The sequence below is a fragment of the Nostoc foliaceum FACHB-393 genome (assembly GCF_014698505.1).
Lineage (GTDB): Bacteria > Cyanobacteriota > Cyanobacteriia > Cyanobacteriales > Nostocaceae > Nostoc > Nostoc foliaceum_A.
In genome coordinates this window covers 1-26403 of the sequence record NZ_JACJTD010000064.1, presented here as the reverse complement: position 1 = coordinate 26403, position 26403 = coordinate 1, and the positions used below count along the sequence as shown (strand labels likewise).

Sequence of the window (26403 nt, the reverse complement as noted above, 5' to 3'; positions counted from 1 at the left end):
CAGTTTGATTTTCCGGTAATTATATCGGGATAGTAGGCTTATAAAACCGGAATTAAAAACCCCATTGACTCTTTAAAAGAGTAAGACTAATGTTATGAGTAGTCCTTCCAAGGACACTATCTATGCATCAAAAAATCAAGAGGTATTTCCTATGATGATGATGATGATGGCTGAAACCATGACTACCGAAATGCAAGCTTGTATGGATGCTTGTATGGACTGTCACAAAATGTGCATGGAAACCATGACTTACTGCATGAGCAAAGGTGGTAAGGACATGGACAAGAACATGATGAGCATGATGAGCATGATGCGCGATTGCTCTGAAATGTGCATGATGTGCATGAATATGATGATGAGCGGTTCTGAGTTCATGGAACGTACTTGTATGCTGTGCGCGGAAATGTGCGATCGCACTGCTATGGCCTGTGAGATGATGAGGGATGACGCGAAAATGATGGAATGTGCTGCTGCTTGTCGCAAGTGTGCAGAGTCTTGCAGAAGTATGCAAATGATGGCCGCATAATTCCCCTAACTAGCAGAAGTTTCTCTGCAACCTAATATTCAAGCGCTCAGACTCTTTGGGTCTGGGCGCTTGAAGTAATATTCTTTAAAAAAATTTCCCGCGTCCCATATATCTCTGCGTTCACTCCATCAAAATCAAGCGCAGAGGATCTAAACGCACATACCAAGGAAAAGGCTGTTCTTTCATAGTCACCCATTTTTCTTTGAAGACTTCAGCTTGCAGATGGTAATCTTGAGAATTCTTGCCAGCCGAATGTAGTTTGAGAAACAACGTCATCCGGTGGGGCGTTTCACTTGTTCGTACTACCCAGCAGGGAAAAGTATTTTCCTGTGATGAGTCGTTGGTAAAAATGAATTGATGGGCACGAATGCCGACGTGGGATAATTCGCTCTTGATTGGTTCAATTACTTGAAGAGTACAACCCCAATCAATTGCTTCCACTTGTTGCGACGACTGGAGAATAAGGCGGGAGAAGTTTTTACATCCGGTAAGTTGGGCAACACTAACGGTAGTAGGATGCTGAAAAATATCATGTTTACTACCATAATGAACGGCTCTACCATGCTCCAATACCAACAGATTCGGGCAAATCCGATAAGCTTCTTCCATATTATGGGTGACAAATAGAGTCACACCTTGATAGCCAGCTAGAGTTTCTGTCATTTGCTGTTCTAATTGGCTACGTAAATGGGTATCAAGTGCGGAAAATGGCTCATCCAAAAGTAACGCTTCCGGTTGACTTGCCAAAGCTCTTGCCAAGGCTACCCGTTGTTGTTGACCCCCAGAAAGTTGGTGCGGATAGCGATCGCCTAATCCTTGCAACTGCATCGCTATTAGTTGCTGTTCTACCTGCACCCGAATACTACCAGCAGATAATTTTTTGGGCAAGCCGAAAGCAATATTTTGCGCCACACTCATGTGCGGAAAGAGAGCATAATTCTGCACTAAAAAACCGATGCGGCGATCGCGGCTGGGTAAATTAATTCCTTTTTCTGAGTCAAACAGTACTCTGTCATTTAAAACTATGCGCCCGATTGTGGGCGTTTCTATCCCCGCAAGGCAGCGCAAAATCATGCTCTTACCTGCACCAGAACCCCCCAATAATCCCAAAGGTTGCTCATCACTAGTAAAAGCAACTTTTAAATGAAAGCTAGGAAGTATTTTTTCAATATTGACAAGCAATCCACCAGATTCAAAGTTAGAGTGCGGAGTATATAGAATTTCTCCCTCCGCTTCCGTCTTCCTGCTCCCTGCTCCCCTCTTCTTATCCCTCCATTCTTGCCAGAAGTTGACTGCAATAATTCCAGATAGAGAAATCACCATAATAGCGATCGCCCAAAACCATGCCTCGTTCATTGCTCCCGCTTCCACAGCAAAATAAATCGCCATTGGGATTGTCTGCGTTTGTCCGGGAATGTTACCAGCCAGCATCAATGTCGCACCAAATTCTCCCAAAGCACGGGCAAACGCGAGCATTGTGGCGGCTACAATGCCGGGTAGCGCTAAGGGTAAACTGATGCGCCAAAAGATTGTGGCTTCAGTTGCGCCAAGGGTTCTGGCTACTCGCAGCAGATTACCATCTATTTGTTCAAACGCTCCTAGCGTAGTTTTATACATTAATGGGAAAGAAACTACGGTAGCTGCGATCGCTGCTCCATACCAAGTAAAGACGATAGTGAAGTCAAAAGCCTGCATGAGTTTCCCTACAGGGCCATTTTTGCCAAAAAATAGCAGCAACAAGAAACCGACAACGGTGGGGGGCAAAATCAGTGGCGCAATAAAGATACTCTCAATCAACGATTTACCTTTGCCACGATATCCCAGCATCCAGTAGGCAGCAGCGATACCCAAGAAGAAGGTGATAAATGTAGCAAGTAATGAAGTTTTGAGTGATATCCAAAGAGGCGATAAATCCAATGGCATAGTTGTCTGGGGAAGAATTAGCTCAACTAATCCATAATTTACCAACTTTAATTACAAAATGTTCCTAAAAGTTGGTAAATTACATAACAATCAATGAAGAAAATCCCAAAAACTATCCCAAATTTTAAAAAAATTCTGGTTTGGTCGAGTATAAAGCGTCAGGGTGGAGTTGCATCGGTCAAAATATCGTAATGGAGAATGTCAATCACTCAGTTAGCAGTTTTTCGCTCTCGGTTGAACGATTATACTTATCCTTAAACTCGATTAATACATATCCAAAATAAATAGCTGAGTCACATCTTCTGCAACTTAATATTATCTTTATCAAATATCTAATAATCAGCAGTTAATATTGTAAATTGCATTACTTTTTATATTTTGTTTTTTGGAATTCTCCAATACTGAACAAAGAAATTTAAAAATTGCTTGAAAAAAGGGATAGATCATTTTGATTCTGCAACCAATTAAAGCATAAACTAATCGAAATACACCTAAAAAAATGCAAACTTTTGAGTTAGCTAATAGCCAAATATATCAGGCTGTGACAAAGGCTAAATCACATGTAGTGGAAATTTTATTTAGTCCTTAAATACACAAATAATTTGATTAAAAGTTAAATATAACTTATTAAGTCCGTAAATAGTGTACGAGCGCAATTTTATTATGAGAAAGGTCTTGACGACTTAAAATTAGGTGATTTAGATGGAGTAACAAAGGGCTACGAGCAAGCATTACGACTTAACCCTAATTTTGCAGAAGTTCATAATAGTAATGTTGTCGTTGCATACGAGTTGCATATGAGTTGCGGTTAAGTATTTCACTGCTATAGTATTTAAGTTCTCTAAGCTTCTTTCAACAAATCTTTATATAAAGAACTTACAGGATTCTCAACAATATGAATGAGTTAGCACTGATTATTTTTAGCATTCTGGCGGGTTTAGTGATTTACCAAATGTTACAGGTGCTGAGTTTAGTATCATTATTCCATTCACCTCCAGAACCTGTGCAGGATGAATCTTTGCCTAAAGCTGCAATTGTTCTTTCCTTGCGAGGTGCCGATCCGTTTTTAACTAACTGTGTCCATGCCCTGCTAAACCAGAATTACCCACATTATAAAGTACATATTGTTATCGATAGTCAGGAAGATCCAGCTTGGGAAATTGTCAATGATACAATCTTGCGATCGCAAGCAACACATATCCAAGTCAACCCTTTAATCTTTCGATATGACACTTGCAGTCTCAAATGTAGCGCATTAGTTCAAGCTATTTCACAACTAGACGATTCTTATGATGTGGTGGCCCTATTAGATGCTGATGTTGTTGCTCATCCTGATTGGCTGCGTGAACTGGTTGCACCTTTAGCGGATAAGCAAATCGGAGCCACTACAGGAAATCGCTGGTACATACCGCAAATTGGAAAGTGGGGCACGCTAGTTCGATATGTGTGGAACGCCCCAGCTGTCACCTTCATGTATATCTTTCAATGTCCTTGGGGAGGTTCAATGGCATTGAAACTTTCAGTCTTACGCAAAGCGCAGTTATTGGAAATATGGAAACAAGGAGTTTCTGTTGATACGCCTATTCACAAAGCATTGCGAGAAATCGGCTTAAAAGTAAAATTTGTACCCTCAGTCATGATGAGTAATCGTGAAGAGTGTAACTTTGCTCAATGCTTGCGCTTTATTACACGCCAATTACTCGTCGCGCGACTCTATAATCCCAACTGGACTGTGATTGCCAGCGCAGTATTCATCAACACATTAGCTTTGCTCATGATCCCTCCAATGCTAGTGATTGCTTTAATCACTAGCAACTTTTATACCGCAATTTTGATTACAGGCGGAGCCGTCAGCTATATTTTGGGTATGGCTTTTTTACTGATATTAGGTGAGCAAAGTGTGCGTCGAGTACTTCGGGCGCGGGGCGAACCAACAGAGAGTTTCTCAGTGGTGATGATGGCAAAAATATTGCTAGCAATTCCGCTAACACAATTTGTTTATGCAGTTACTACCATCGCAGCGATATTGGCACAAAGTGTCGAGTGGCGTGGCATAACCTATCAAATTAAAGATGCTTGGAATATTCGTTTAACTAAATACTATCCTTATCAAGACTCGAATAAATCACTAGATCCTAACATTTCACTTTGAAGCACAAGCTTTCACAACTTAAATATTGCATTATTCTCAATAATTCAGGTGCAAAGTGCTTATAATTATTTTCGTCAAAACAACTTGGTGCATCCAAATTCAGAATTTTTTTAGAAAAATATCATGAGCATTTATTGTAAAAATAAAAGCACAACGTTGTTGTGCTCCTGTAATTCTTTTGTATTCAATTTATTGTGACAACAAGATACTTTCTTAATTAGTCCAGTTGACTACTGTAGGCGCTAAAACCATAAGCCAAAGTTTCCTTTAAACTACCTGATGCCTTAAGGCTCCTGTTGATGGCATTAGCAAACGGAACTGGAATTCCTTTAATGGTTTCTGGCAAAATTGCATATTCTTCTGTTGGTTCGACAATGTATTGTGGACACTTTGTTTTCATCCCAGCAGTTGCTAACATTTCTTCTATTTCAGCAGATGTATATTGCTTGAGATAAACTGGATTCCTCACAAATGGGTTCAGCCTTCTTATAAAATTATGGATAATATGAGAAGGACAAGACTTGTTGTGGAAGGAATGATTAAAAACAAAAATTCCACCAGGTTTTAGCACACGAGTGATATCAGCCAACAAATTTCTTAATTGTGCATCTGGGATATGCATAAAGACACAGTTAGAAATTACCAAATCTATAGAATTATCTTCTAAAGGTAATATTTCAGCAGAAGTACAAATCAAGTTAAATTCAGCTTCTGGAAAAAAATTATATTCTTGTTTAACCTTTATTAGCCGCCGCAATAAAGGTTCAGAAATATCAACTCCATAATATTTCTCACATTTCAGGTTTTTAGCTTTAGATAAATGTAAAGGTGCGCGACCATAACCACAACCAATTTCTAAAATAGAATCAACAGATTTATTGAATGGAAATTTATTCCAAGTCCCTCCAGGCGTGCCAGTTAACAGAGTGTAATCTTGTTTTATAGGAGATGTATCTGCGACTTTTTCAATTTTCTGGGAACCATAGTATGTTTTACCAATTGCGTCCCATCTTTTTTTATGTTGAGTATTATTCAATTGTTCATAGTCGCTAGGAAAATAAATGCCATCTCGTAATTCAAAGTCATTCAAACTGAATTTTACATTTGCTAATTGAGTCATTAGGATTATTCCTCATGAATAGTCAAGTCTGTTTTCTGTTATACTCTTAACTCAGCATTAACCGCAAGGGATTTTTACTGAAGCGCTCCACTTGAGCCTTTCTTCAAAGTCTATAACTGTTTGCAATTCGATGGCATATAGTTCGTAGAGGCGCACAGATGTGCTACCAAAGCACGTATTGCATCCAAACGAAAACCGTTGTAATAGCAAGCCGTCATCTGATGAGAGCGGCAAGTTCGTATACATTAGTTGATAGACTGCAACAATCGGAGGCTGGGATGGTAGAAGGGTCACAACAAAAACGGGTGGTAGTTGTAGGTGCAGGTTGGGCTGGTTTAGGAGCAACCTACCATTTGGCAAAACAAGGCTATGATGTGACACTTCTAGAAGCAGGCCCCTATCCCGGTGGATTGGTGGCAGGTTGGCAAACAGCCGCCGGAAAATCTGTTGAAGCTGGCATTCATGGCTTCTGGTATCCTTACAAAAATATTTTTTCCCTAATCAATGAATTAGGAATTAATCCTTTTACTACTTGGACTCGTTCTTCGCAATATTCAGCAGCAGGTTTGGAAGTTGAATCACCAATTTTTCAAGACTTACCGCGACTCCCCTCCCCACTGGGAACTTTTCTCTACACTCAATTTAAGCGGCTGCCACTAATTGACCGTCTCAGCGCCTTACCTTTACTTTATGCTGTTGTTGATTTTGACAATTCTGATGCAGCTTGGCGACGCTATGACTTTGTAACTGCCCGAGAATTGTTCAAAGACTTTAACGTTTCTGCACGGCTTTACCGCGATGCTTTTGAACCAATGTTATTAGTGGGCTTGTTTGCCCCTGGTGAACAATGTTCAGCCGCCGCAACTTTAGGGATGCTTTACTTTTTTATTCTGGCTCATCAACCAGATTTTGATGTAGTTTGGTGTCGAGGAACTGTTGGAGAAAAGATATTTCGTCCTTGGGTGGAACGGATTGAAAAAGCTGGTGCGCGAGTATTACCCAAGCGTCGGGTTACAGATTTAATTGTTGATAGTAATCATCGAGCCAAGGGTGTCGTTTGCGGTGATGAAGTAATTGAAGCAGATGCGGTGATTTTTGCGGTTGGGATTACCGGTATGAAGAAAATTGTCTCAACCAGCCCTAGTTTACAAAGCCATGAAGAATTCCGTAATTTGAGCAATTTAGGAGCAATTGATGTTTTAGCAACGCGAATATGGTTTGACCGCAAAATTGATATTCCTCGTCCTTCCAATGCTTGTTTTGGATTCGACGCAACTACAGGTTGGACGTTTTTTGATTTGAATGCTCTACATGATGAATATCGGGATGAGCCAGGAACAGTTATAGAAGCTGATTTTTATCACGCAAATCAGTTTCTCAGTTTGAGTGATGAGGAGATTTTACCAATAGTTCAGGGTTATTTAGCAACTTGTGTACCGGCGTTTCGGGAGGCAAAGATCATTGATAGCAGTGTAATTCGGCTGCCTCAAGCGGTGACTCACTTTGCACCTGGTAGCTATCGTTATATGTTGCCCGCTAAAACAAGTTTTGAGAATGTGTTTATGAGTGGGGATTGGATTGTGAACCGTCATGGTTCGTGGTCACAGGAAAAGGCTTATGTTACTGGTTTGGAGGCGGCGAATTTGGTGGTGTCTTATTTGGGAGAAGGTCAGCCATCTGAGATTTTAGCTGTAGAAGAGGATGAAGCGCATATCCAAGTGGCGCGATCGCTCAACCAAACTTGGCGTGACTTTGGCAAATCTATCCTACCTGACTTTTGGTTGCCTTAATTTTTAGCGGCGCACAGATCGCCCCTACTGTATGTATATTTCTCGCAAAGAAGAGTGAATCATTAATTGTAATCTAAATTCGGTAAGCTAAAGGAAGCTATTGCAATACCATCCTTAGAATGTAAATCAAATCACATAAGCTTATGGAGCCAGACTCTTTAGAAACCGAGGTGATTCTGACGCATCCGCGTGAGTCCCTCGGTAAAGTGCAACTTGATTGGACACCCCAACCCGGAAATTATCTCGATTTTGAAGGTAAAACCTACGCAGTTTTAGAACGCCGCCATCGATACCAACTTAGAGCAGGGCGCTACCGCTTGCATAATATTGCCATTTACGTGCAGTCGGCTAAACGACCATCTGAGAAAAGTTTGGTAGCGGGACGTTGGGTAATTGGCGATGCTACCTGCTCCTACAATGCTCATTCAGAAATCATGCGCTGTGCAGTTAACCCAGATGGCCCTTGCGAATCTTGCCGCTTTTATGAAAAGTTAGAAGTTAAGAGTTAGAAGAGACGCGATTATACTCTTACGAGAAGCCGCTCTTCGAGCGTCTACGCGTCTGTACAGGAGTTAAAAGTTAACGGTTATTCTCCCTCAACTACCCGCACCAAAAACTTCTCCCACAGTTAAGCGGGTACCATTAACAAAATCCCATCCCGACTGGGGACGTTTACCAGCTAGCTGAACCTCTCGCAACAGCAACAAACCTTCCCCAGTTTGGACGATCGCTCCGATTCCTTTAACAATGCTCACTACAACTCCCGGTTTATCTGATAAGTTTGACAAATTGGGTAATTTATGTGCTATTTCTTGTAATTCTGGTGGAAGATCGCGTAGACGCGGAGCGGCTTGTCGCCAGACATCGCCTATAGAACCAAGGGGAGCAGAAGCGGTGATTTTAAACAGGTTGTTACGAAAGGTAGCGGTGCAGTTAGGGTAAAAGCCTCTGATTTGATTGTGTAATTGGATAGCGCTTTTTGACCAATCCAAACCATAATCTTCTTTTTGAATCAGAGGTGCATAAGTAGCTGCTAAATTATCTTGGGGAATTGGTTGAATTTCCTGGCGTTCCAACTTCAACAGAGTTTCTACCAACAAATCCCCACCAATCGCAGCTAGTCTTTCAGCTAAATCTTGGGTATTATCCAGCAATCCAATTGGTGTAGTGGCTATTTGTAGCATTGGGCCGGTATCCATCCCTGCATCCATTAACATGGTCGTGATCCCCGTTTCCTTCTCACCGTTGTACAAGCACCACTGAATGGGCGCTGCACCCCGATATTTCGGTAAAATCGAGCCATGCACATTAATGCAGCCCAACTTTGGCATATTCAATATTTTTGATGATAAAAGCTGTCCATAGGCGACAACAACAAACACATCTGCGTCTGATTGTTTGAGTTGGGCTAAAGTTTCAGTATCTTTTTTCACCCGTTCGGGTTGCCATACTGGTAAGTTGTGAGCAGTAGCGATCGCTTTTATGGGTGAAGGAGTAAGTTTATTTCCGCGTTCCCGGCGTTTATCTGGTTGGGTGACAACTGCCAACACCTCAAATTCTGAATGATTCAATAACTTTTCCAACGTGGGCACCGCAAACTGTGGTGTACCAAAGAATACTATTTTCATTAATAATTACTTGTTAATCGTTAGTCATTAGTTAATGGTAAATAATATCGGCTGTTTGGTGGTACAATATTTTCGTATTGGTGAAACCAAAGGCTGCTTGATTAACTTAATAGTTAAGTTAACAGGTGTAACAGGTACTATAAACTGCATTGCCTTTAGTGAACCTAATAGTTTAGTGGTGTCTCGTCACGAGCCGCTAGAGCATCTACCGAGTAAATTTTGTTGTGTTCCTGCTGATTTGCCAAAAATTGGCGTTAAATACAGTTGGGTCTGTAAAAAACTATTGCGTCTTCCAGCTATTTCTGTAGTTGAGATTGCAGTTTATAACTTTGGGTTGCTGACAGCAGTGTTTTCTGAGTATGATGTATTATGCATCTGCTTTCCCAGCTTTTTACGTAACGCCTCACGTTTACCATTATGAGGGTTTGCCCTCTTATATTAGTGTGTAACTTGGCTTTTTTTCTATGTACTAGCGATCGCTAGTACGATCCCCAACAGCCGAGTTATCTTATTCTTGGTTGGCAGCTTCATTAGCCCAAACTATACCTTGGATCTCCCTTAACTAATACCTGTTATTGGTGTGGTTGGGTATAGCAACAGCAGCTTTATACATCGTGTAGTAATTACTGAGTTCTCAGCATATTTACTATACTCGCATATTTTTGACAAAAAACATTCAGTACCTGAGTATGTAAAGGTGTAGACAATGATACTTAATTTTTGTAAAACTCTGCAAACTTTGAAGAAAATATCTAGTCATTGCTTTTAGTTTCTTGTTATACATATAATTACCGCCTGCCCCATTGCTGCATAGGTATTGCTTCTCACATAGCGATCGCCCCCTCTAGAGAGTCTACAAATGCTTAAACCCCTTTTGCTGTCAGGATGGTTCCGCGCGCAACCATTTCTCAATTACGTTGTCGTTGTGATACTGATCGCACCCTTACTAGGGGCATCAGGTCACTCGATCCCAGTTAGATCCGAAGTAGCTAAACTAACTTCCATAACTGGAGGCTCTGACTCTGTATCAAAGGAAATAGCTGTAGTTGGGGAACCTGAGATAGCTGAAATATTCACAACAGATCAAATCAACTCCTCAACAGAAGAATTTGATTCTGTGCCAACACAAAGTACTGCTGTCCAGGAACCGCAAGTATTACTAGCGGATAAAATTGAGCCTTTGGATCAAACAGATAGTTCTGTATCAAACAGCGATTTAATTGTTCCTGATTCTTTGGCAGCAGTTGAACTCGCACCATTAACGGATGTTCCTGTTAGTCAGCTTAATTTAGTACGAAAACTCAAAGCTGCTAATATCAAGTCTTTGAAAGGACAAGAAAATTCTCTGTTTAGAGAAAAGTCTTTTACTCGATCTTTGACAGCAACTCAAGTAGCACCAACTCTTAGAGAATCACAACCAACTACAACGACGGAAATACCAGTTGCTGAACCACGTGATGAGTCCCAAGCAGAACAAATAGATCCCATAGGTAGTCCTCATCCTATTCCTTGGAAATGGATTACAGCGACTCAAGAGGCAATTGGTTCCAACGGTGGTTCAGGAGTGCGCCATTACCGCAGCGTACCCGTGGTTTCTCCAGATGGGAAATATGCTGTTTATAGCCGGGTGCAACTAGAGGTAAAACCCGAAATGTACAACAGCCGCGTTACCAGCGTTCTGTTTGTCCAAGATATGCAAAGCAAGAAGTTGTGGGTGATGGCTTCAACTACTCCTGTTAGCGATCCTTTATTAAAGGTAAAGGCTGTAAAAGCGGCATCATCAGAAGAAACTGATACGAGTGGTAAAATTGGGGTATTAGTTCCAGTTAGCTGGTCAGAAAAAGGCGATCGCTTCTTAGCACGTAAGTTTGAAGGTATTTTTAATACAGGCGATTCCACAGATAGTGCAGTTATTTGGGATCGGCAAAAAAATCACGCTAACACAGTTGCTCCTGCTAATGAGGAAGATGAGCATGAAAAAATTGCAGTATTGTTAGGTTGGAGTAAAAGGCAACCGAATCATGTGCTATTTCGTGCGGGTGAATTGGGCGACGAAAACTGGCCACTAATGCAAGTTGCTAATGATGGCAAGACTGTACCTACAACAGACGAAGATCAGCCGATTACTTTTGGTAAAAAGGTTACAGAAATTTGGGCAGGTCCACAAATGGCCTACCGATAGTTTATTCAAAATCCTATATACTCCCGTTGTCGCCAGTGACCACAACGGGATTTTTTATGTGATAAATATTTTGGTTCTGAATCGTGCGTAGTTTAAGTAAGTAGGTGCAATAAAACCAAACTATGTAAATAAAAATAAATAAAGCTCAAACTCTTTCTCTCCCTGCTCCCTGCTCCCTGCTCCCTGCCTTATTGCAACAATAATTATTTACGCCGACTTACTTACTGCCGTAGGCATTGCTTCTAGGATTTTGATAAGTCTAAAATAATGGACTAGAAAATAGTTCTCTCGGTACTCAATTTATGAAGCTTATCGGAGAATTCACCTACAACTAACAACTGACATATCCGTTTAGAGATTGAAACAGCGTTACACTTGGCATCCACTGTGACCGACCTGGAATGCTAATAATTCTGTTGTGAAGTTAGTAACTAAAACTTATGAAAATAGGGCGAAACTGTCGAAAAAAGCAATGCAAAATTAAAAATACTTAAAATAAAAACTACAGAGGCTTATCACCTCTTTCCCACTCAGGTATAGCACCCTTCACCCGGCGGATGGGCAAATTAGCAATTAAAGCTGTAGTTCGTTGGTTGCTTTCTAAGGAGAACTCCAAGCCCTCCGTCTCAATTTCGACATAGCGACAGACTACATCTAGGATTTCTTTCCGCATTTTTTCCAACGTTTGAGGATCTAAGTCAGCGCGATCGTGAGCAATCACCAATTGCAGGCGACGTTTAACTTGAGTTCGACTGCTATCAGGACCGCGAGAAAAAAGTCGTTCTAGAAGTTCAATCATTACGAATAGGTCTGGGGCGGAGACTGGAAAAGTAAGTTAAACAATCTTTGTCCACAACAACCTTCGTAGACGGGCGAAGATGCTGTCTTGGGACGAGTCGATCTCCAGAAATTCGACACTTTCCCCTTCTAATCTACGAGCAATGTTCTCAAAGGCTGTGGCAGCTAAAGAGGGATTTTCCGCTAACACTAAGGGTTCGCCGCGATTGGTAGATACAATAACACGCTCGTCGTCAGGGATTACCCCGATCAGGGGAATGGCGAGAAGTTCCTGAACATCTTGCACTGACATCATATCATTTGCCTGCACCATTGCGGGTCTGATGCGGTTAATTATTAAATGAACACGCTTGATACCTTGTGCTTCTAGTAACCCCACTACCCGGTCAGCGTCACGAACTGAGGAAATTTCTGGTGTGCTGACAACTAGTGCTTCTTTTGCCGGCCCGATCGCATTTTTAAAGCCATTTTCAATGCCGGCGGGGCTATCGATGATCACATACTGATATTTTTGTGCCAGTGCATTCACCAATAACTTCATCTGTTCAGGCGTGACTGCATCTTTGGAGCGATTTTGGGCTGCCGGCAGGAGGACGAGATTGGGTTGGCGCTTATCTTTCACCAAAGCTTGTTCTAAACGGCACTCTCTGGCTAAAACTTCCACCGCAGTATAGACGATGCGGTTTTCTAGCCCTAGCAGCAAATCCAAATTTCTCAGACCAAAATCCGCATCAACCAAGGCAACTTGACGTCCCATTTTGGCTAAAGCCATGCCCAGATTTGCTGAAACTGTGGTTTTACCCACTCCTCCTTTGCCGGAGGTAATCACAATAATGCGAGTCATGATAGAAATACGGTCAATAAGGGTTCAGAAAATATAAAACAGTAAATTGCAGTATAAAGTATGAAGTATCGTATCAAGTATGAAGAAATATCTGTTCTCCCTGATGAAGGCGAGGCATTAATATTTGTTTTATTTCATCCTTATCTACTTCATCCTTTAAGTAAATATTTATGGCTCTTGATTGCTCTTGGTGAATTGGTTTCTGGAAAAATCAGTAGCCCTAGCGATGCGAATTCCTTGGGGCGTAATATGTGCCACCTCTGGAGAAAACTGCATTGGCGGTTTTTCTGGTGCCCTTGCTACAGCATCTGCGATCCGCAATTGGGTTGGTTCCATTTGCAAGGCCATAATCAGACACTCACGATTGCCTCCAGCACCAGCATGAGCAATTCCACGTAGGCGGCCCCAGATGATAATATCTCCATCTGCAATTACAATACCACCTGGATTTAAATCTCCCAAGAGAATTACTGTACCAGGATGACGAATTTCTACTCCAGAACGGACTGTCATTTCTAAATAGAGGGCATCTGCTTGGGGTATGGCTGTAGCCGTTGGCTCTGAACTCAGGGAAGTTGCGGGCTGTAGTTGTTCTACAGAATACCCAGATGTTACGGCTGCGATCGCAGTTTGCCGACGACTCGTCGAGACAGATATGAGCCGGAGTTGGACTTCACTCAAAGCCTCGGCGAGTTCTTGCAATTGTCTGGCATCTACTAGGCGGTCTTGTGCCATTAGATGCACAGGAGTATTAGATATCCGAAAGCGATCGCCTGCATTCAAACGCTGTCTTATTTGTTGCCAAATATCAGACCAACTGAGTTCTGAGGCAGATACTTGAGATTCCGGGGGCAAAATTAATAAAAGTCGTCCCTCCTTACTTTTTAACTGGACTTGAGTATTGTCATTTACGCGATGCCCTGGTAATGCTGACTCATTAGGATTTGAATCAGTAAGGATAAAATCTGATGCCGTATCAGTATTTGACTCTACATCAGGGTTAGCAGGATTTGACTTTACATCCTCAAGGACAGTATTTGATTTTAAATAAAGAAGGACAGATTTTAACTCCGCATCCGGGAGGATAGAATCTGACTCTACATCAGAAACAGTAGGATTTACCTCTACCTCGGAATGGATAGAGTTTGGTTCTGCATTAGGAAGTGCAGAATTTGACTTTAGATTGGGAATCGCAGAATCAGAAGTCATGCAGTACTAGCCAAAAGACAAGGGACACTCCGAATAATTACCAATATTAGATCAGTGTCAGGTAAGAAAGTGCGGAGATTGGAGGCAGGAGTTAGGAGGCAGGGGGCAGGGGGCAGGAGACAGGAGGAGTTACAGCGCTTTATCAAGTAATTGAATTACATCACTTCCTACTTTCCATTCAGCGTCTCAGTCGTGGTTTAAATACCTAAAAACTGCTGTAATAAAAAAGGCTTTTTATCTGGCTTGCAGACCAAAATACTGAACCTCACTAACTTGCAATCCGCTGTAGTTCGGAATTATTTTTATTTTCACTAAACACTCTAGACTGTTTTGGTCAACCTCTGATAAATTGTCCCCAACGCATCAGCATCGCCGACGTTACCTGGAAACAGCACCACAGGCAAATCAGGAAACTGGGGATGATCGGATGGCGTTAACACCATTGAACAACCAGCTAAAATTTGACCGAGTAAGCGGGCTGAAGTTAAAGCTAGTCCTGTACTCAAGACATCGTTTGAGGTAATACCACCTTTGCTGATTAAGAATCCTATATCAGATGGTAAACCCCGCACAATATCCATCAATAAACTTGAAACTTTTGCCCCAAATTCCAATCGGGTGTTGACATCTTTAAAACTCAGTTCCTGACGGCTAGTATAAACCACTGGTGTTTTGCCAGCCTCATGTACCGCCCGTGTACTTTCCTGAATTTCAGTTAGCAGTGCCGCAGATTGATTTGCCCCATCATCAAGTAATCGCGCTACATTTACTTCAATTCCCACTGTTCCTTCTACTCGTAACAGCGCCTCTAATTGCTGAGTAGTCTTTTTAACATGAGAACCAACAATTACCGCCCCTGGTTTGCCTTGTCGCACGTACTGCGCCATGTTTTCGGCGGCAATGGGTTGCGGTGGTAAAGCGGCTAAAGACGTTAAAATACTTGCTGCACTGCGAAACAGAAAGCGTTTCCCTTGACTTGCTGCTGCTAATATGTCTACTGCAAAGCGGTTGAGATCATCTTGAGTTTCACCATCCACAACAGCGCACTTATTACCATTGAGTTGTAACAAGCTCTCCAAACTACCAGCGCGAATATCAGCTAGGAGAAACCTTTCTACAGCTTCGGCACTAATTCGTCCTTGAGTCTTTTCTTCGACGTACTTGGGTAAGTAACTGTGATGGTAGCTGAAGACTGAATCACGGGCAAATTCAGTTTCATGTACTGGAGTAGGTACACCGCCGATAATCAAGTAATGAATGCTGTCACGAGTGATGCGTCCGCCCTCAAAAAAAGCTGGTACAAGAAAATGAGCATCAAAAGGGCCGAGTTCTTGTGCGATCGCATCAGTTTCAATGGGATAATGTCCCCGCAAAGTAGAATCAGAACGGCTGACAATCAGAAAATCGTCGATTCCTTCAGCATTTAAAGCGATTTTCAGATTCTGGCAAACTTCTTTGGTGATAGATGCAGCTGACTCTGGCGTTAGCGATCTAGTATTAGTCAGCACAAAGAAAATCGGCGAATCATCCTGCAACCCGCTGCGTAGAGTGTCTACATCCCAGTGCATTAGCAGCAAGCAGCTGTGGACTGTTTGAGAACCTGTAGGGTCATCATCCAAGACAATTATTTTGGGTTTGTTGCTCATTTAAGTCAACGGGGCGATTGTTTTTTGAAAAAGTCATCAGCAAAGAAAAACTCTACTCAGCCTTTGTGCAATTTTCTGATTTCTGCTTGTACATCGATTGCAATTTGCAAGGATTGATTTAGCAGTTGAGCATATTCGCCTGCTTGACTACTAACTTGTAAAGCTTGCAGACTGGCTAAATTATTCACAAATAACTCTTGGTTATTAGCAAGCAATTTTTTATTATCTCGCAAAATTCGTTCCGTTTTCAGAGCGCGGACTAAATCTTCTCTAATCAGTTGCAGGGCGGCGGTTACTTGATCTCGGTCATGAAAACTGCTTTCTACGTTTCCTGATGCTGCCAATTGGTCATTAATATCTATGGCGCTGATCAAGTCATGATATTTATCAACTTCATCTAAAAGTATTGTCAGTCCTTCGGGACAGGTCAACTGCCGCCACAGCCATCGCCCCACTAATATCGGCATTGGCACTAAAATTAGTAAAAGAATTCCTAGTCGAATTGAAGAACCAATTGTCGGCAAAATAATAAATGCATAAACAAAGCCCACAATTATTGGCGTTAGCGCCAGCGTCACCAGCATTTCATTGATCAAAAACCCTAATCGCTTCTTACTATCTCGCAAAACAGAGGGTCGAAAAACGTCTTCTGGATCGAACCCAGTTAAACGTCTCAGTTCCCCTTTACTAATTTCCAAGCCTATTAAGTCCGGCTGCACGGCTGGATAACTCCTATGGAAGCCCAAGTTGCGTATTTATTTTAATCGGGTTTGGTAGAGAAGCAATGGGTGGTTACGTATAGTTATGATAAAAAGCAGACTGTGCAACACGACTAAATAAAGTTAAAAAGTATTTACACTTATTTTCTGTTCTATTTGGATACAAAGCAGTACTTATGTAGCGATCGCGTTTAAGCGCACATCAAGTTGAGTATTTAATGATCATATTTGCCAAATCGCACCACTTCTAATCAGGAAACCAGTTTTCATCTAAAATTTGTTCTAGAGATCCAATAAGTGCAACAGGAAATGTATCAATGGGAAGTTGAGAGCGATCGCTTGCTTCTGCCCTTGCTTCTTGATAACATTCATCAAATATTTCTAAGATGTAAGGCTTAAGACTAGGACTATCTTTGAGTTCATCCTTAATCTCTCTACGGAATGTCCTGATTTCACCTTTCCAATATCCTTCATTGCGCTCCTGTTCCACATCCCAGTATGTAAGCTTCAGCAGATGTTCAAAAAGTCTAATTAACAGACTTTTTACTGTTCGCTTCTGGCTCCTACCCATACTTTCTAATTCTTCTAACAAATTATCTAAATCCACAGATGAAAACTGACCAGCGCGAAGTTGGTTGATGGTTGTCCTGAGCCATAGGTAATAATCTTGGTCGTATAAAGCTTGAGTTTTTGGTTCTATCTGTATCACCATACACTTGTTAAACTCCTATTATTTATATTAGAAACTGTGTGTTTTATACACCAATTATGCCTCAATTTTTGAATACTCCGAATTGCCTATAACCCCTCACAAAATAAAAATACACTCTGTAACACCATCATAATAAAGAAAGTTGAGTTGTTGGTTGATTAATTATATAAGCGACTCGTCTGTTAATTTTTCTCACATTACCTTAATTCGCAGTTATATTTAACCAAATCTGCATTTGAGATAGTCTGACATTCAGGCATTCCGACAGAAATTTTACATCTTTCGGTTGCTGTAAATGATTAAGGCTGTAGCCAAGTTTTTCGTCATTGAGAACAAGCAATAAACGCGATCGCTTTTGGAGTAACTCTTCAATAGCTTCCCATTATCCAGGGCGAAAGTTAGCTGTTGAATTATCAAGCGCTTGACGCAAAAGCAATAATCTCTGTTTTTGAAAGTAAGTTGCCATATATACTAAGTATTTTTATTTCTGTTGTAACATCAAAGACAAGCAAAACTTAGTTGTGTTCAGGACTCACACCACTTCTTTGTGAGGCTGCACCAAATTTGTGGGAATCTTCAACTGGCAGGCATTCAATATTTAGATCGTAGCCTTTAGCTGCTAACGCTACATATTCAGTATCCATCATGCCGAGGTTATGAATTTCAGTTAGAGTGCAATACCGCAAATATTCCTTAAGTCTAAACTAAAGCTTACTGAAAGAATGAGGTTTTTATTTACCAAGTTATTGAGAATATACGAGATCCCATTCATCAAGCTCCAAATTCTCAGCCCTATAAATTGATTATTACTGAGGGGAAAAATGGCTAAAACTAAAGCAACAGACATTCTTTCATTAATTGAAGCAGAGCATCGCCAAGTTGAGAAACTTTTTACAGAAGCAGAAAAAGCTAAGGGCGCAAAATTGGTTGAGCAATTCAATCAAATCTATATAGCCTTGAGCTTACATGCAAGAACTGAAGAATTAGTTTTCTACCCAGCTTTGCGAGAATATGAAGAAACTGAACAATATGTTGAAGAAGCTGAAGAAGAACATGAAGAAGTTTCAGTGATTTTAGAAGAGATTAAGGCGCTTAAGCCTACTGACTCTGAGTTTAAAGAAAAAATGAGTGAATTAAAGGAAACACTTGCTCATCATATAGAAGAAGAAGAAAGCGAAATTTTTAATGCTGTGCGCGAATGTATGGATGAGCAAGAGCTAACTGAATTGGGTCAAGAGTTTCAGGAAGCTAAAGCTAAATTGATACCAGATATAGAAGCTGCATTAGCAATGTAATAATGCATTTTTTCAAGAGATTGCATCAAAACTTAACCATAATTTGCACGTAATTAGTGCATTTAAATCACCAGAGTATTTCTTCATTCAGAGAGTAGAAAAATGACTGCTACAAATGGTAAGCGTAAAATTCGTTACGCCGTTGTTGGTTTAGGTTGGTTTGCCCAAGAAGCTGCCTTACCTTCGTTTGCCCACGCCGAAAACTCAGAATTAGTGGCACTGGTTTCAGATGACCCCACTAAAAACGAAGAACTGAGCAAAAAGTATGGTATAGAGCATACTTACTCCTACGAGGAGTATGAGGACTGTCTGGCAAGCGGTGAGGTTGATGCAGTTTATATTGCGCTGCCCAATCACTTGCATTGCGACTACACTATACGGGCTGCTAATCAGGCAATTCATGTATTATGTGAAAAGCCAATGGCAACGACTGAACAAGAATGTGAGGCAATGATTAAAGCTGCCAATGACAATAATGTAAAGCTGATGATTGCCTACCGTTTACATTTAGAAGAAGCCAATTTACAAGCAGTCGAAATTGTGCGTTCAAAGCAAATTGGTGAAGCAAGGATTTTCAACTCGGTTTTTACTCAGCAAGTAGAAGAAGGCAATATTCGTTTACGAGATGTTACAGGTGGCGGGACACTCTATGATATTGGCATCTACTGCATTAATGCTGCACGTTATCTATTTCAAGATGAACCAATTGAAGTATTTGCTGTAGCTGCCAATAAGGGAGAACAACGCTTCAGTGAAGTGGAAGAAATGACTAGCGTCATCTTACGTTTCCCCAATGAGCAATTGGCAACATTTACCTGTAGTTTTGGAGCGGCAAATGTTTCAACCTATCAGATTGTAGGTACTCAAGGCGATTTACAAGTAAAACCTGCTTATGCTTGGCAGGGAGAACTGAAGCACTACTTGACAATTAATGGTGAAACCCAAGAGCGTACCTTTGAGGATCACGATCAATTAGCAGCTGAATTTATCTATTTCTCTGATTGTATTCTCGAAGATAAAGACCCAGAGCCATCTGGGACGGAAGGGTTGATTGATGTTTCTATCATTCAAGCGCTTTACCAGTCAATTGAAATGCATCAACCTGTGCAGATTCAAACTCGCGATGCCTGCGGCGGTAAACTACGCCATCAACGTCCCACATCGGCTCAAACTATTGAGCGTCCTCCTGTTGATGATAAACCAGACCTAATTCACGCTGCTGCACCTTCTGGGCAATCGTAAGATAGGTTAAAGTATTCTTGACCAAATAAGGGGATATCAAATAATAAAGGCTCTCCTAGACTTCGTTTGATAAATTAATACTAAAAAACATCTAAAACACCTGATATAGCTAGGTTTCGCTAAAATAGAATCAAAGATTTAATAAAAATATGCTTTCTGATTCTTGAATCCCCTACTATATAAGGACTTAACCTGATATAAAGTATTAATTTTCTGTAACTAGTCTAGGAGAGCCATAATAAATTATCCATTAATTGTCGCGGTGCGTTAGACGTTTTGTCTAACGCACCGCGACAATTCAAGATGATGAATTACGAGAGAATTGGATAGGGTTCTCATTATTTGAACCACATCTGTCGTAATTTATGTACAACTGCTGAGGACTATTGAGGGAATATATCCACTCACAGGGGATGAAATTGGTACCCAACCATCTTTTCCACGATTTTTAATTGTTACCTGTTGACCACTTTGTAGAACTCCAAGAATAGGACTGTTAATAGAGGGTGCTTGCCTTACGCGTAGAACTCCTCCCACAAAAATTTTGCGACAATTATCTGTTTGAGAAGTTGTTTGTGAAGGAGGTATTGGCTGCCCACATGGCTTGAGATAAGTGGCAGATACATAGCCAGACTGCGGCGATGATATTGGTATCCAAGTACCTGAAGAATTGCTATTTTCAATAATTACAAGTGAGTAATTACGCAATGTTCCAATAATTTCACCATCTGGACTAGACCGGATATTGAGATTATCACCATTAGTCTCAACTCGACGGCAGTTATCTGGGGCCTGTACAAGTTGGTATTTATTTGAATGCTGGAGTGATGTAGGAATAGTAGAACCAGCAGGATATGCTGTCAGTGTCAACGAAAGCGTTGCAGTTATCGCTAAAGGTTTTCGCCAGTCAAAAAACGTGATCATAACCAAACTTATCAGTCTAAAAATAATAATTACTAATACCAATTCTTTGGGAGACTGCATAAAATTAACCTTAGTCAAACTTGGAACTTAAGTCCCAAGTTCTGGAGCAACCTCACAGGTAATTGGTATAAGTCGCATTTCTAATCAATGACGTTGGTGAAGAAACTTCTGTTGCAAAAAAACGCGTGAATAGTCAAAAAGTTGCTTGAAGAATTAATAACGCCTTTTTTTGAGTTTGCTTGCTATATATACTAAGCTTATTATTGTGATATCGAAGACGTTTAGTACTAGTTATTTTTTAGCGATCGCTCAACAAAAAAAGGCAGATAAATCAATGACGGTACAAGTATAGTTACTGCCAACAATGATCTATTCTGCCCCGTGAACAACTAAGTATAAAATTTTAAGGATAAAGACCTCTGTCAGTTAGCGCCTGCGCCACTCTACCCACCCCTAAAGTGTAAGCAGCTAATCGCAGAGGAATTTGGCGCACTTCCGACTGCTGAATTACTCGATGGTAAGCTTGTACCATCAAATGCTCCATTTCGCGGTTAACGCGCTCCTCATCCCAAAATACGTAGGAAAGGCCCTGCACCCACTCCAAATAACTGACTACCACACCCCCAGCATTCGCCAAGATGTCCGGTAGCACTGTCACACCCCGCGCCTCTAACACTAAGTTAGCCTCAAGAGTAACCGGGCCGTTAGCCGCTTCTGCTACAATTTGCGCCTGCACTTGATTCACATTTTCTTCAGTGATTTGGTTTTCCAAAGCGGCTGGTATTAAGACATCGCAGGGTAAAGTTAATAAATCTGCATTGCTAATTGGTACAGATTGGGGGAAGCCCATAATACTCTTGCGATTTTCAGCAGCGTAGACTTTCAACTTGGGAATATCAAGACCGACTTCGGAAAATATTCCCCCAGCACCTGTGGAAACAGCGATAATTTTCGCGCCTGCTTGATGTAGTAATTCTGCTGCGGCACTACCAACGTTACCGAAACCCTGAATAGCTACTCGCACTCCTGCCAAAGATTTACCTTGCTGTGCCAGCGCCTCACGGACAATAATCATCACGCCACGTCCGGTTGCCATTTCCCTTCCCAGGGAACCACCAATAGAAAGTGGTTTCCCAGTTACAACCCCTGGTACCGCATGACCGACATTCACAGAGTACGTGTCCATCATCCAAGCCATCTCACGGGCAGAAGTACCCATATCTGGGGCAGGAATATCTACGGCAGGCCCAATGTCTTTAATCAACTCGCTGATATAACGGCGGGTGATTCGCTCTAATTCGCCAACACTGTAGCGTTTTGGATCTATGGGAATGCCACCTTTGCCACCACCGTAAGGAATACCTAACAAAGCACATTTCCAGGTCATCAGCATTGCTAGAGCGGATACTTCACGTAGTGTTACAGCCGGATGGTAACGAATTCCGCCTTTGTAGGGGCCTAAAACATCGGAGTGCTGCACGCGATGTCCAGCAAGAACCCGTATTTCCCCATCATCTAATTTCACGGGAATGGAAACCGTGACAACCTTACGCGGGTGGCTGAGAATTTCCAGCACACCCTGATTTAAATTTAATTCTTTAGCTGCCGCTTCTAAGTAGCTACAGGCCTGGTCAAATGGACATATGTGCGCTGGAGAAGCAGGTTCTGGCAGCAACAGAGATTTTGAAATCATAAAATTTTCTCCTAATCACGGTATCTTTGCGAACCGGATATCATATGTAACTAGCTTATCCTTTTTTTTGGGAAAGTAGAAATTTTGTAGTTTTTGTTACAGTTTTATATTTTATATCCTGCTATAGATGCAAAACAGGTTGCTTATACATCACAAACAAATGCTTAAGTAAAACTTATATATTATGTCGGTCAGATAGTTAAACTTACAAGTTTCTACCTTGCCAACGCGATCGCTGCATTCTGCCCCCCAAAGCCAAAACTCAAACATAATACTTGGCTAATTTTACTGAGACGTGCTGCCGTAACGATGTCTAAATCAAATTGTGGCTGCTGCAATCCTACACAAGGTGGTATTATTTGATGCTTTAATGCCATGAGAGAAAAAGCCACACCTAAGGCTCCAGATGCTCCTAGTGTATGACCTGAGCTTCCTTTTGTAGAACTAACTGCCACGCCTTGGGGAAACAAACGCTGGATGACCATGCTCTCCATCTGGTCATTTAGCTGGGTAGCTGTGCCATGAGCATGAATATAATCAATATCGGCTGGTGTCAGACAACTACGTTCTAGACATTGTTTGATGGCAGCGATCGCACTTTTCCCTTCACGTTCTGGTGAATTACTATGATATGCGTCGTTAGTTAAGCCAAAACCGAGAATTTCACCATACACTTTTGCTTGACGCTGCTTTGCCAACTCTGCTGATTCTAGGACAAACACAGCTGCGCCTTCGCCCAACACTAAGCCTTCCCGGTGCAAATCAAAGGGATAAGCGCCAGTTTTTGCCAAAGCACCCATCTGCTGAAACCCAGCCAAAGTTAGGGGTGTAATCGGCGCTTCTACTGCGCCAGCGATCGCCTGTTGACATTGCCCAGTTTGTATAAGCAAAGCTGCTTGGGCGATTGCCCAAATTCCAGTTGCACAAGCTGCCATCGGTGCTAAAACCATTCCAGATGCACCGATTTGTCGTGCAGCTGCGATCGCATTCATGTGAGGTAATGTATTTAGCCAATTTCCAAAAGAGGACACGGGCAAATTTGCCGCTTCTTCATACATTTGCCTAGCCATAATTTCCCAAGACGCTTGATAAGAGCGACTCGATCCAATGACTACAGCACAATCAGCTAAAGGTAAAACTAACCCAGAATCTTGCAAAGCAGAAGCAACAACCATCTGAGTTAACATTGTCAATTCAGATGGTTGTTGACCGATTAAGCCTAGAGGAAGTGGTTTCAGTTCTGGAAATGGTTGATGCAACCGAATTCCCGATTTCCCTGCAATCAAATTTTGCCAGCTATCCTCTAAGTTTCCACCCAAGGCGGAAACTAAACCAATACCAGTGACAACAACCTTTGCCAATTTAGGAGTTAATAGTTAGGAGTTAGGAGTTATTTTCCCCCTGCCCCCTGCCCCCTGCCCCCTGCCCTCTTCCTCTACTTCCCTGGTGTTTTCAGATTTTCAGCACCTTGGGTAACTTTAGCAGAGTCAATGCGATCGCCTTGCTGAATTTTGTTGACTACATCAAGGCCTTGAGTGACATTGCCAAACACGGCGTAGTTACCATCCAAGAAGGCTAGATCCGCTAAAGCAAAGTAAAACTGGGCAGAAGCGGAGTCTGGTGATTGCGATCGCGCCATCGCTACTGCACCCTGCTTATGGGGCAATACGACAGGTTGAGCAGTAGCATCAAATGGTTTATTGTAAGTCGGAGTATCTGAACCTTTAGCCTTAACTTCTAAAGGTATATAACGAGCATTTCCCGTTTTTGGGTCAATATAACTACCGGTTCCCAGTCTATCTGCTGGAACTTTTGGGTCTTTGCTTTGGGGATCGCCCCCTTGAACTACAAACGGTTGGGGGTCGCGCACAACTCGATGGAAAGCTAAACCATCGTACACACCCTTTTGCACTAAATCTACGAAGTTGCCAGCTGTAATGGGGGCATCAGTACCGTCTACTTCGATAGTAATCGGTGAGCCTTTAACCGTGAGCACCACAGTAGCCTTACCTTCGAGCCTTGGTAAATCTGTTATTCCAGGAATACTCTCACTACTAGTTTGAGATACAGATGTTGCTTCAGTAGTTGTCTTAGTACCAGCCTCGCTTGTGGTCGAGGTAGCTGTCGAGGTTGGAGAAGAAGTATTAGAAGCGACTTGCTGTGTTGAACATCCTCCCAACATCAAGGCACTGATGATCACAAGAGAAAGCAAAAATTGTGAAATTTTTAACCGCATTGCCAGTTACTGATTTAACCAGAGTATCTTATCGTTTTGAGGGACATTGGGGAGTGGAAAGTGGGGAAAGATGAGGAGGTAGCGGTTCATGAGGGAGCAAACAAAACATTATTTATTTTTCTTCATCCCCCATTCCCAATGCCCAACGCCCCATACCAAATTAAAGTCCTTCTAATGACACTCCCAAAAAGCGGGCTAATTTTGCGCCTTCTGTTTCCAACTCTGTTAAAGATAACGGTTGTCCAACCCGTGTTAAGGGTATATCTCGCCTACCCTTAATGCGTAGATAGAGTGCACGAATGGGATTAAGACCTTCTTTGACTGCTATTCGCACAGATTGCACATCTTCTATGCGGCTATCAATCTCAATTCGGCGGTTTTTGCCAGGAAATCCCCAACGGAATATTTTGATTGTGCCAGTTTCCTGATTAAATTCGTTGTAACCGCCACCTACATCCAATAAGATTACTAGCCACAGGTATGTGGCTAATAGCAAGCCAGCAGTGCCATATAACCCCATCACCAATCCTTGGGGGATGAATACCAGTTGAGTTGGATCAGAAACTATGAGTAAATTAACTTTTAAATAACTGGATATCCCAGCTAATAAAAAGCCGCTTGCTCCCAGCGTAACGATAGTTGCCCACCAGTAGTTACTGAACCGACGAGAACCGAGAACATTTTGATGCAGGAGGCTATCGCCTTTGTTAATCGTTGTTGATGCCGTCATTGAACTACCATTGCCCGTGAGATACTCGCTGTGACATACTCGCACACTGAATGCTCTTGCATAAAGTGGTGGCTCTCTGTGCCAATCCGGCGATTGCTTAGGAGGCATTGAGAGCTATATTTTAAGTCCACGGGATACTTTACCGCAGACGATAAATTTTTACCCTGTACCCTACAAATTTTACTGTCCCGGATGATGATGGCTTGCTTGCACTATGGGACAAACCACTTAGGCTATTTGTATTAGTCAAGATTTGCCAACTTCTTTTCCCGTTGTCTAACGTTTCACATAGTTTTTCTAGAGGTGTATCAACGACCGTGGCGGTGAAGTAACCATCCACATTTTACCAAACATTGTTGACAAAAACTCAACTGCGCTTCTCCCTAGTTCTTGCTACCCATATAATTTGCTAGAGCACGTTATATAATTTCTTTACTCAATCGCTGACAAAAATTCTTTCTCCCTTTCCACTCTGCTCCCCTTTCCCTGCCTGTTTTTCACATCTTGGGAATGAGTTATCCAGCTACGTCCATCTTGACTAAATTTTGTTAGATTTCTGAGAAAAGTTGTGTCAAATTGTAAAATTTCTGATATTCATATTATTTATAAGGTTCGTGTTTCATACCTGATTTGCTTCTGTGTATCAGGCAAAAACCCTGACTAGTGTGATAAGTTAAGAATCATTAAGTTACCACAAGCTAGATTACTAGCCGATGGTACGTGTAATGGCATAAAGAAAGAGAAATGCTGATTTAATTAATCAGCAAGCTCTCAGAATCTCAGTTGCTTTCATGCTGTTGAGATTGTCAAAAAAAAACGTTAATTCCTCACGGCAGTCGGTTACACTGACTCTCCGCACTGCCTTAGAAACGTTGCAATTTAAGTAAAAAAAGAGGATTTTAGTCCGATGACCATCGCAGTTGGACGCGCCCCCAGTAGAGGGTGGTTTGACGTTCTAGACGACTGGCTCAAGCGCGATCGCTTCGTATTCGTAGGTTGGTCAGGGATACTATTGTTCCCCTGCGCCTTCCTAG

The 26403-nt window shown here is 41.8% G+C and carries 24 protein-coding genes and 1 pseudogene; 9 read left to right on the top strand and 16 right to left on the bottom strand.

Annotated elements, in window-relative coordinates:
• Window positions 1–154 precede the first annotated feature (154 nt).
• Window positions 155–526: a four-helix bundle copper-binding protein gene (locus H6G92_RS31515; protein ID WP_190899844.1), complete on the top strand. Its 372-nt coding sequence runs from the start codon at window positions 155–157 to the stop codon at window positions 524–526.
• 120 nt (window positions 527–646) lie between these two features.
• On the opposite strand, the gene modB is transcribed toward H6G92_RS31515, so the two are convergent.
• Window positions 647–2449, bottom strand: a complete 1803-nt coding sequence (gene modB, locus H6G92_RS31510) for a molybdate ABC transporter permease subunit (protein WP_190899823.1) — start codon at window positions 2447–2449, stop codon at window positions 647–649.
• Window positions 2450–3344: 895 nt separating this feature from the next.
• Between modB and H6G92_RS31505 the strand changes: the two genes are divergently transcribed.
• Entirely contained in the window at window positions 3345–4601 is a 1257-nt protein-coding gene (locus H6G92_RS31505) for a glycosyltransferase (protein WP_190899821.1), read from the top strand.
• A 217-nt stretch (window positions 4602–4818) separates the two neighbouring features.
• On the opposite strand, the gene H6G92_RS31500 is transcribed toward H6G92_RS31505, so the two are convergent.
• Together H6G92_RS31500 and H6G92_RS31495 are read right to left on the bottom strand one after the other, a co-directional pair.
• On the bottom strand, window positions 4819–5721 hold the full coding sequence (locus H6G92_RS31500; RefSeq protein WP_190899819.1) for a class I SAM-dependent methyltransferase: 903 nt from the start codon (window positions 5719–5721) through the stop codon (window positions 4819–4821).
• A 57-nt stretch (window positions 5722–5778) separates the two neighbouring features.
• Window positions 5779–5967 carry a hypothetical protein gene (locus tag H6G92_RS31495; protein ID WP_190899817.1) on the bottom strand — a complete coding sequence of 63 codons (189 nt, stop codon included), beginning with the start codon at window positions 5965–5967 and terminating at the stop codon, window positions 5779–5781.
• Between the two features lie 32 nt (window positions 5968–5999).
• On the opposite strand from H6G92_RS31495, the gene H6G92_RS31490 reads away from it, so the two are divergent.
• Both H6G92_RS31490 and H6G92_RS31485 read left to right on the top strand, forming a co-directional pair.
• Complete coding sequence (locus H6G92_RS31490) at window positions 6000–7511, top strand: hydroxysqualene dehydroxylase (RefSeq protein ID WP_190899815.1); 1512 nt, start codon at window positions 6000–6002, stop codon at window positions 7509–7511.
• 143 nt (window positions 7512–7654) lie between these two features.
• A complete protein-coding gene (locus H6G92_RS31485) occupies window positions 7655–8020 on the top strand; it encodes a DUF6464 family protein (protein ID WP_190899813.1) in 366 nt (121 codons plus the stop codon).
• 87 nt (window positions 8021–8107) lie between these two features.
• Here the strand turns inward: H6G92_RS31485 and fmt are convergent, their stop codons facing one another.
• Complete coding sequence (fmt, locus tag H6G92_RS31480) at window positions 8108–9139, bottom strand: methionyl-tRNA formyltransferase (protein WP_190899811.1); 1032 nt, start codon at window positions 9137–9139, stop codon at window positions 8108–8110.
• Between the two features lie 34 nt (window positions 9140–9173).
• On the opposite strand from fmt, the gene H6G92_RS31475 reads away from it, so the two are divergent.
• Window positions 9174–9560 (top strand): hypothetical protein, encoded by a 387-nt coding sequence (locus tag H6G92_RS31475; protein ID WP_190899809.1) that lies wholly within the window; start codon window positions 9174–9176, stop codon window positions 9558–9560.
• Between the two features lie 438 nt (window positions 9561–9998).
• Complete coding sequence (locus H6G92_RS31470) at window positions 9999–11321, top strand: hypothetical protein (RefSeq protein ID WP_190899808.1); 1323 nt, start codon at window positions 9999–10001, stop codon at window positions 11319–11321.
• Window positions 11322–11823: 502 nt separating this feature from the next.
• On the opposite strand, the gene minE is transcribed toward H6G92_RS31470, so the two are convergent.
• The 7 genes from minE to H6G92_RS40545 form a co-directional block, all read right to left on the bottom strand.
• Window positions 11824–12120, bottom strand: coding sequence for a cell division topological specificity factor MinE (gene minE, locus H6G92_RS31465; protein WP_190899806.1), 297 nt, complete (start codon window positions 12118–12120; stop codon window positions 11824–11826).
• A 36-nt stretch (window positions 12121–12156) separates the two neighbouring features.
• The gene (minD, locus tag H6G92_RS31460; protein WP_012410009.1) at window positions 12157–12963 is read right to left on the bottom strand and encodes a septum site-determining protein MinD; all 807 of its coding nucleotides are present in this window, start codon (window positions 12961–12963) and stop codon (window positions 12157–12159) included.
• A gap of 168 nt (window positions 12964–13131) precedes the next feature.
• Window positions 13132–14172, bottom strand: coding sequence for a septum site-determining protein MinC (gene minC / locus H6G92_RS31455; protein WP_190899804.1), 1041 nt, complete (start codon window positions 14170–14172; stop codon window positions 13132–13134).
• 320 nt (window positions 14173–14492) lie between these two features.
• Window positions 14493–15818, bottom strand: a complete 1326-nt coding sequence (locus tag H6G92_RS31450; protein WP_190899802.1) for a four-carbon acid sugar kinase family protein — start codon at window positions 15816–15818, stop codon at window positions 14493–14495.
• 56 nt (window positions 15819–15874) lie between these two features.
• Window positions 15875–16537: a hypothetical protein gene (locus tag H6G92_RS31445; RefSeq protein WP_190899800.1), complete on the bottom strand. Its 663-nt coding sequence runs from the start codon at window positions 16535–16537 to the stop codon at window positions 15875–15877.
• Between the two features lie 247 nt (window positions 16538–16784).
• Complete coding sequence (locus H6G92_RS31440; RefSeq protein WP_190899798.1) at window positions 16785–17249, bottom strand: DUF29 domain-containing protein; 465 nt, start codon at window positions 17247–17249, stop codon at window positions 16785–16787.
• Window positions 17250–17764: 515 nt separating this feature from the next.
• On the bottom strand, window positions 17765–17896 hold the full coding sequence (locus tag H6G92_RS40545) for a hypothetical protein (RefSeq protein ID WP_277926801.1): 132 nt from the start codon (window positions 17894–17896) through the stop codon (window positions 17765–17767).
• 174 nt (window positions 17897–18070) lie between these two features.
• Here H6G92_RS40545 and H6G92_RS31435 point away from each other — a divergent pair, with 174 nt between their 5' ends.
• Together H6G92_RS31435 and H6G92_RS31430 are read left to right on the top strand one after the other, a co-directional pair.
• Window positions 18071–18544, top strand: coding sequence for a hemerythrin domain-containing protein (locus H6G92_RS31435; protein WP_190899796.1), 474 nt, complete (start codon window positions 18071–18073; stop codon window positions 18542–18544).
• 102 nt (window positions 18545–18646) lie between these two features.
• Window positions 18647–19786: a Gfo/Idh/MocA family protein gene (locus tag H6G92_RS31430; protein WP_190899794.1), complete on the top strand. Its 1140-nt coding sequence runs from the start codon at window positions 18647–18649 to the stop codon at window positions 19784–19786.
• Window positions 19787–20149: 363 nt separating this feature from the next.
• Here H6G92_RS31430 and H6G92_RS31425 read toward each other — a convergent pair whose 3' ends face one another.
• The 5 genes from H6G92_RS31425 to H6G92_RS31405 form a co-directional block, all read right to left on the bottom strand.
• Entirely contained in the window at window positions 20150–20710 is a 561-nt protein-coding gene (locus H6G92_RS31425) for an SH3 domain-containing protein (RefSeq protein WP_190899792.1), read from the bottom strand.
• A gap of 403 nt (window positions 20711–21113) precedes the next feature.
• Window positions 21114–22403 (bottom strand): Glu/Leu/Phe/Val family dehydrogenase, encoded by a 1290-nt coding sequence (locus H6G92_RS31420; RefSeq protein WP_190899790.1) that lies wholly within the window; start codon window positions 22401–22403, stop codon window positions 21114–21116.
• Between the two features lie 215 nt (window positions 22404–22618).
• Entirely contained in the window at window positions 22619–23764 is a 1146-nt protein-coding gene (locus H6G92_RS31415) for a beta-ketoacyl-ACP synthase (RefSeq protein ID WP_190899788.1), read from the bottom strand.
• A 74-nt stretch (window positions 23765–23838) separates the two neighbouring features.
• Window positions 23839–24639, bottom strand: coding sequence for a peptidylprolyl isomerase (locus H6G92_RS31410; RefSeq protein ID WP_190899787.1), 801 nt, complete (start codon window positions 24637–24639; stop codon window positions 23839–23841).
• 160 nt (window positions 24640–24799) lie between these two features.
• Complete coding sequence (locus H6G92_RS31405; protein ID WP_190899842.1) at window positions 24800–25369, bottom strand: photosystem I assembly protein Ycf4; 570 nt, start codon at window positions 25367–25369, stop codon at window positions 24800–24802.
• A gap of 907 nt (window positions 25370–26276) precedes the next feature.
• Between H6G92_RS31405 and H6G92_RS31400 the strand changes: the two are divergent.
• Window positions 26277–26403: pseudogene (locus tag H6G92_RS31400) on the top strand (photosystem II D2 protein (photosystem q(a) protein)); the annotation flags it as partial.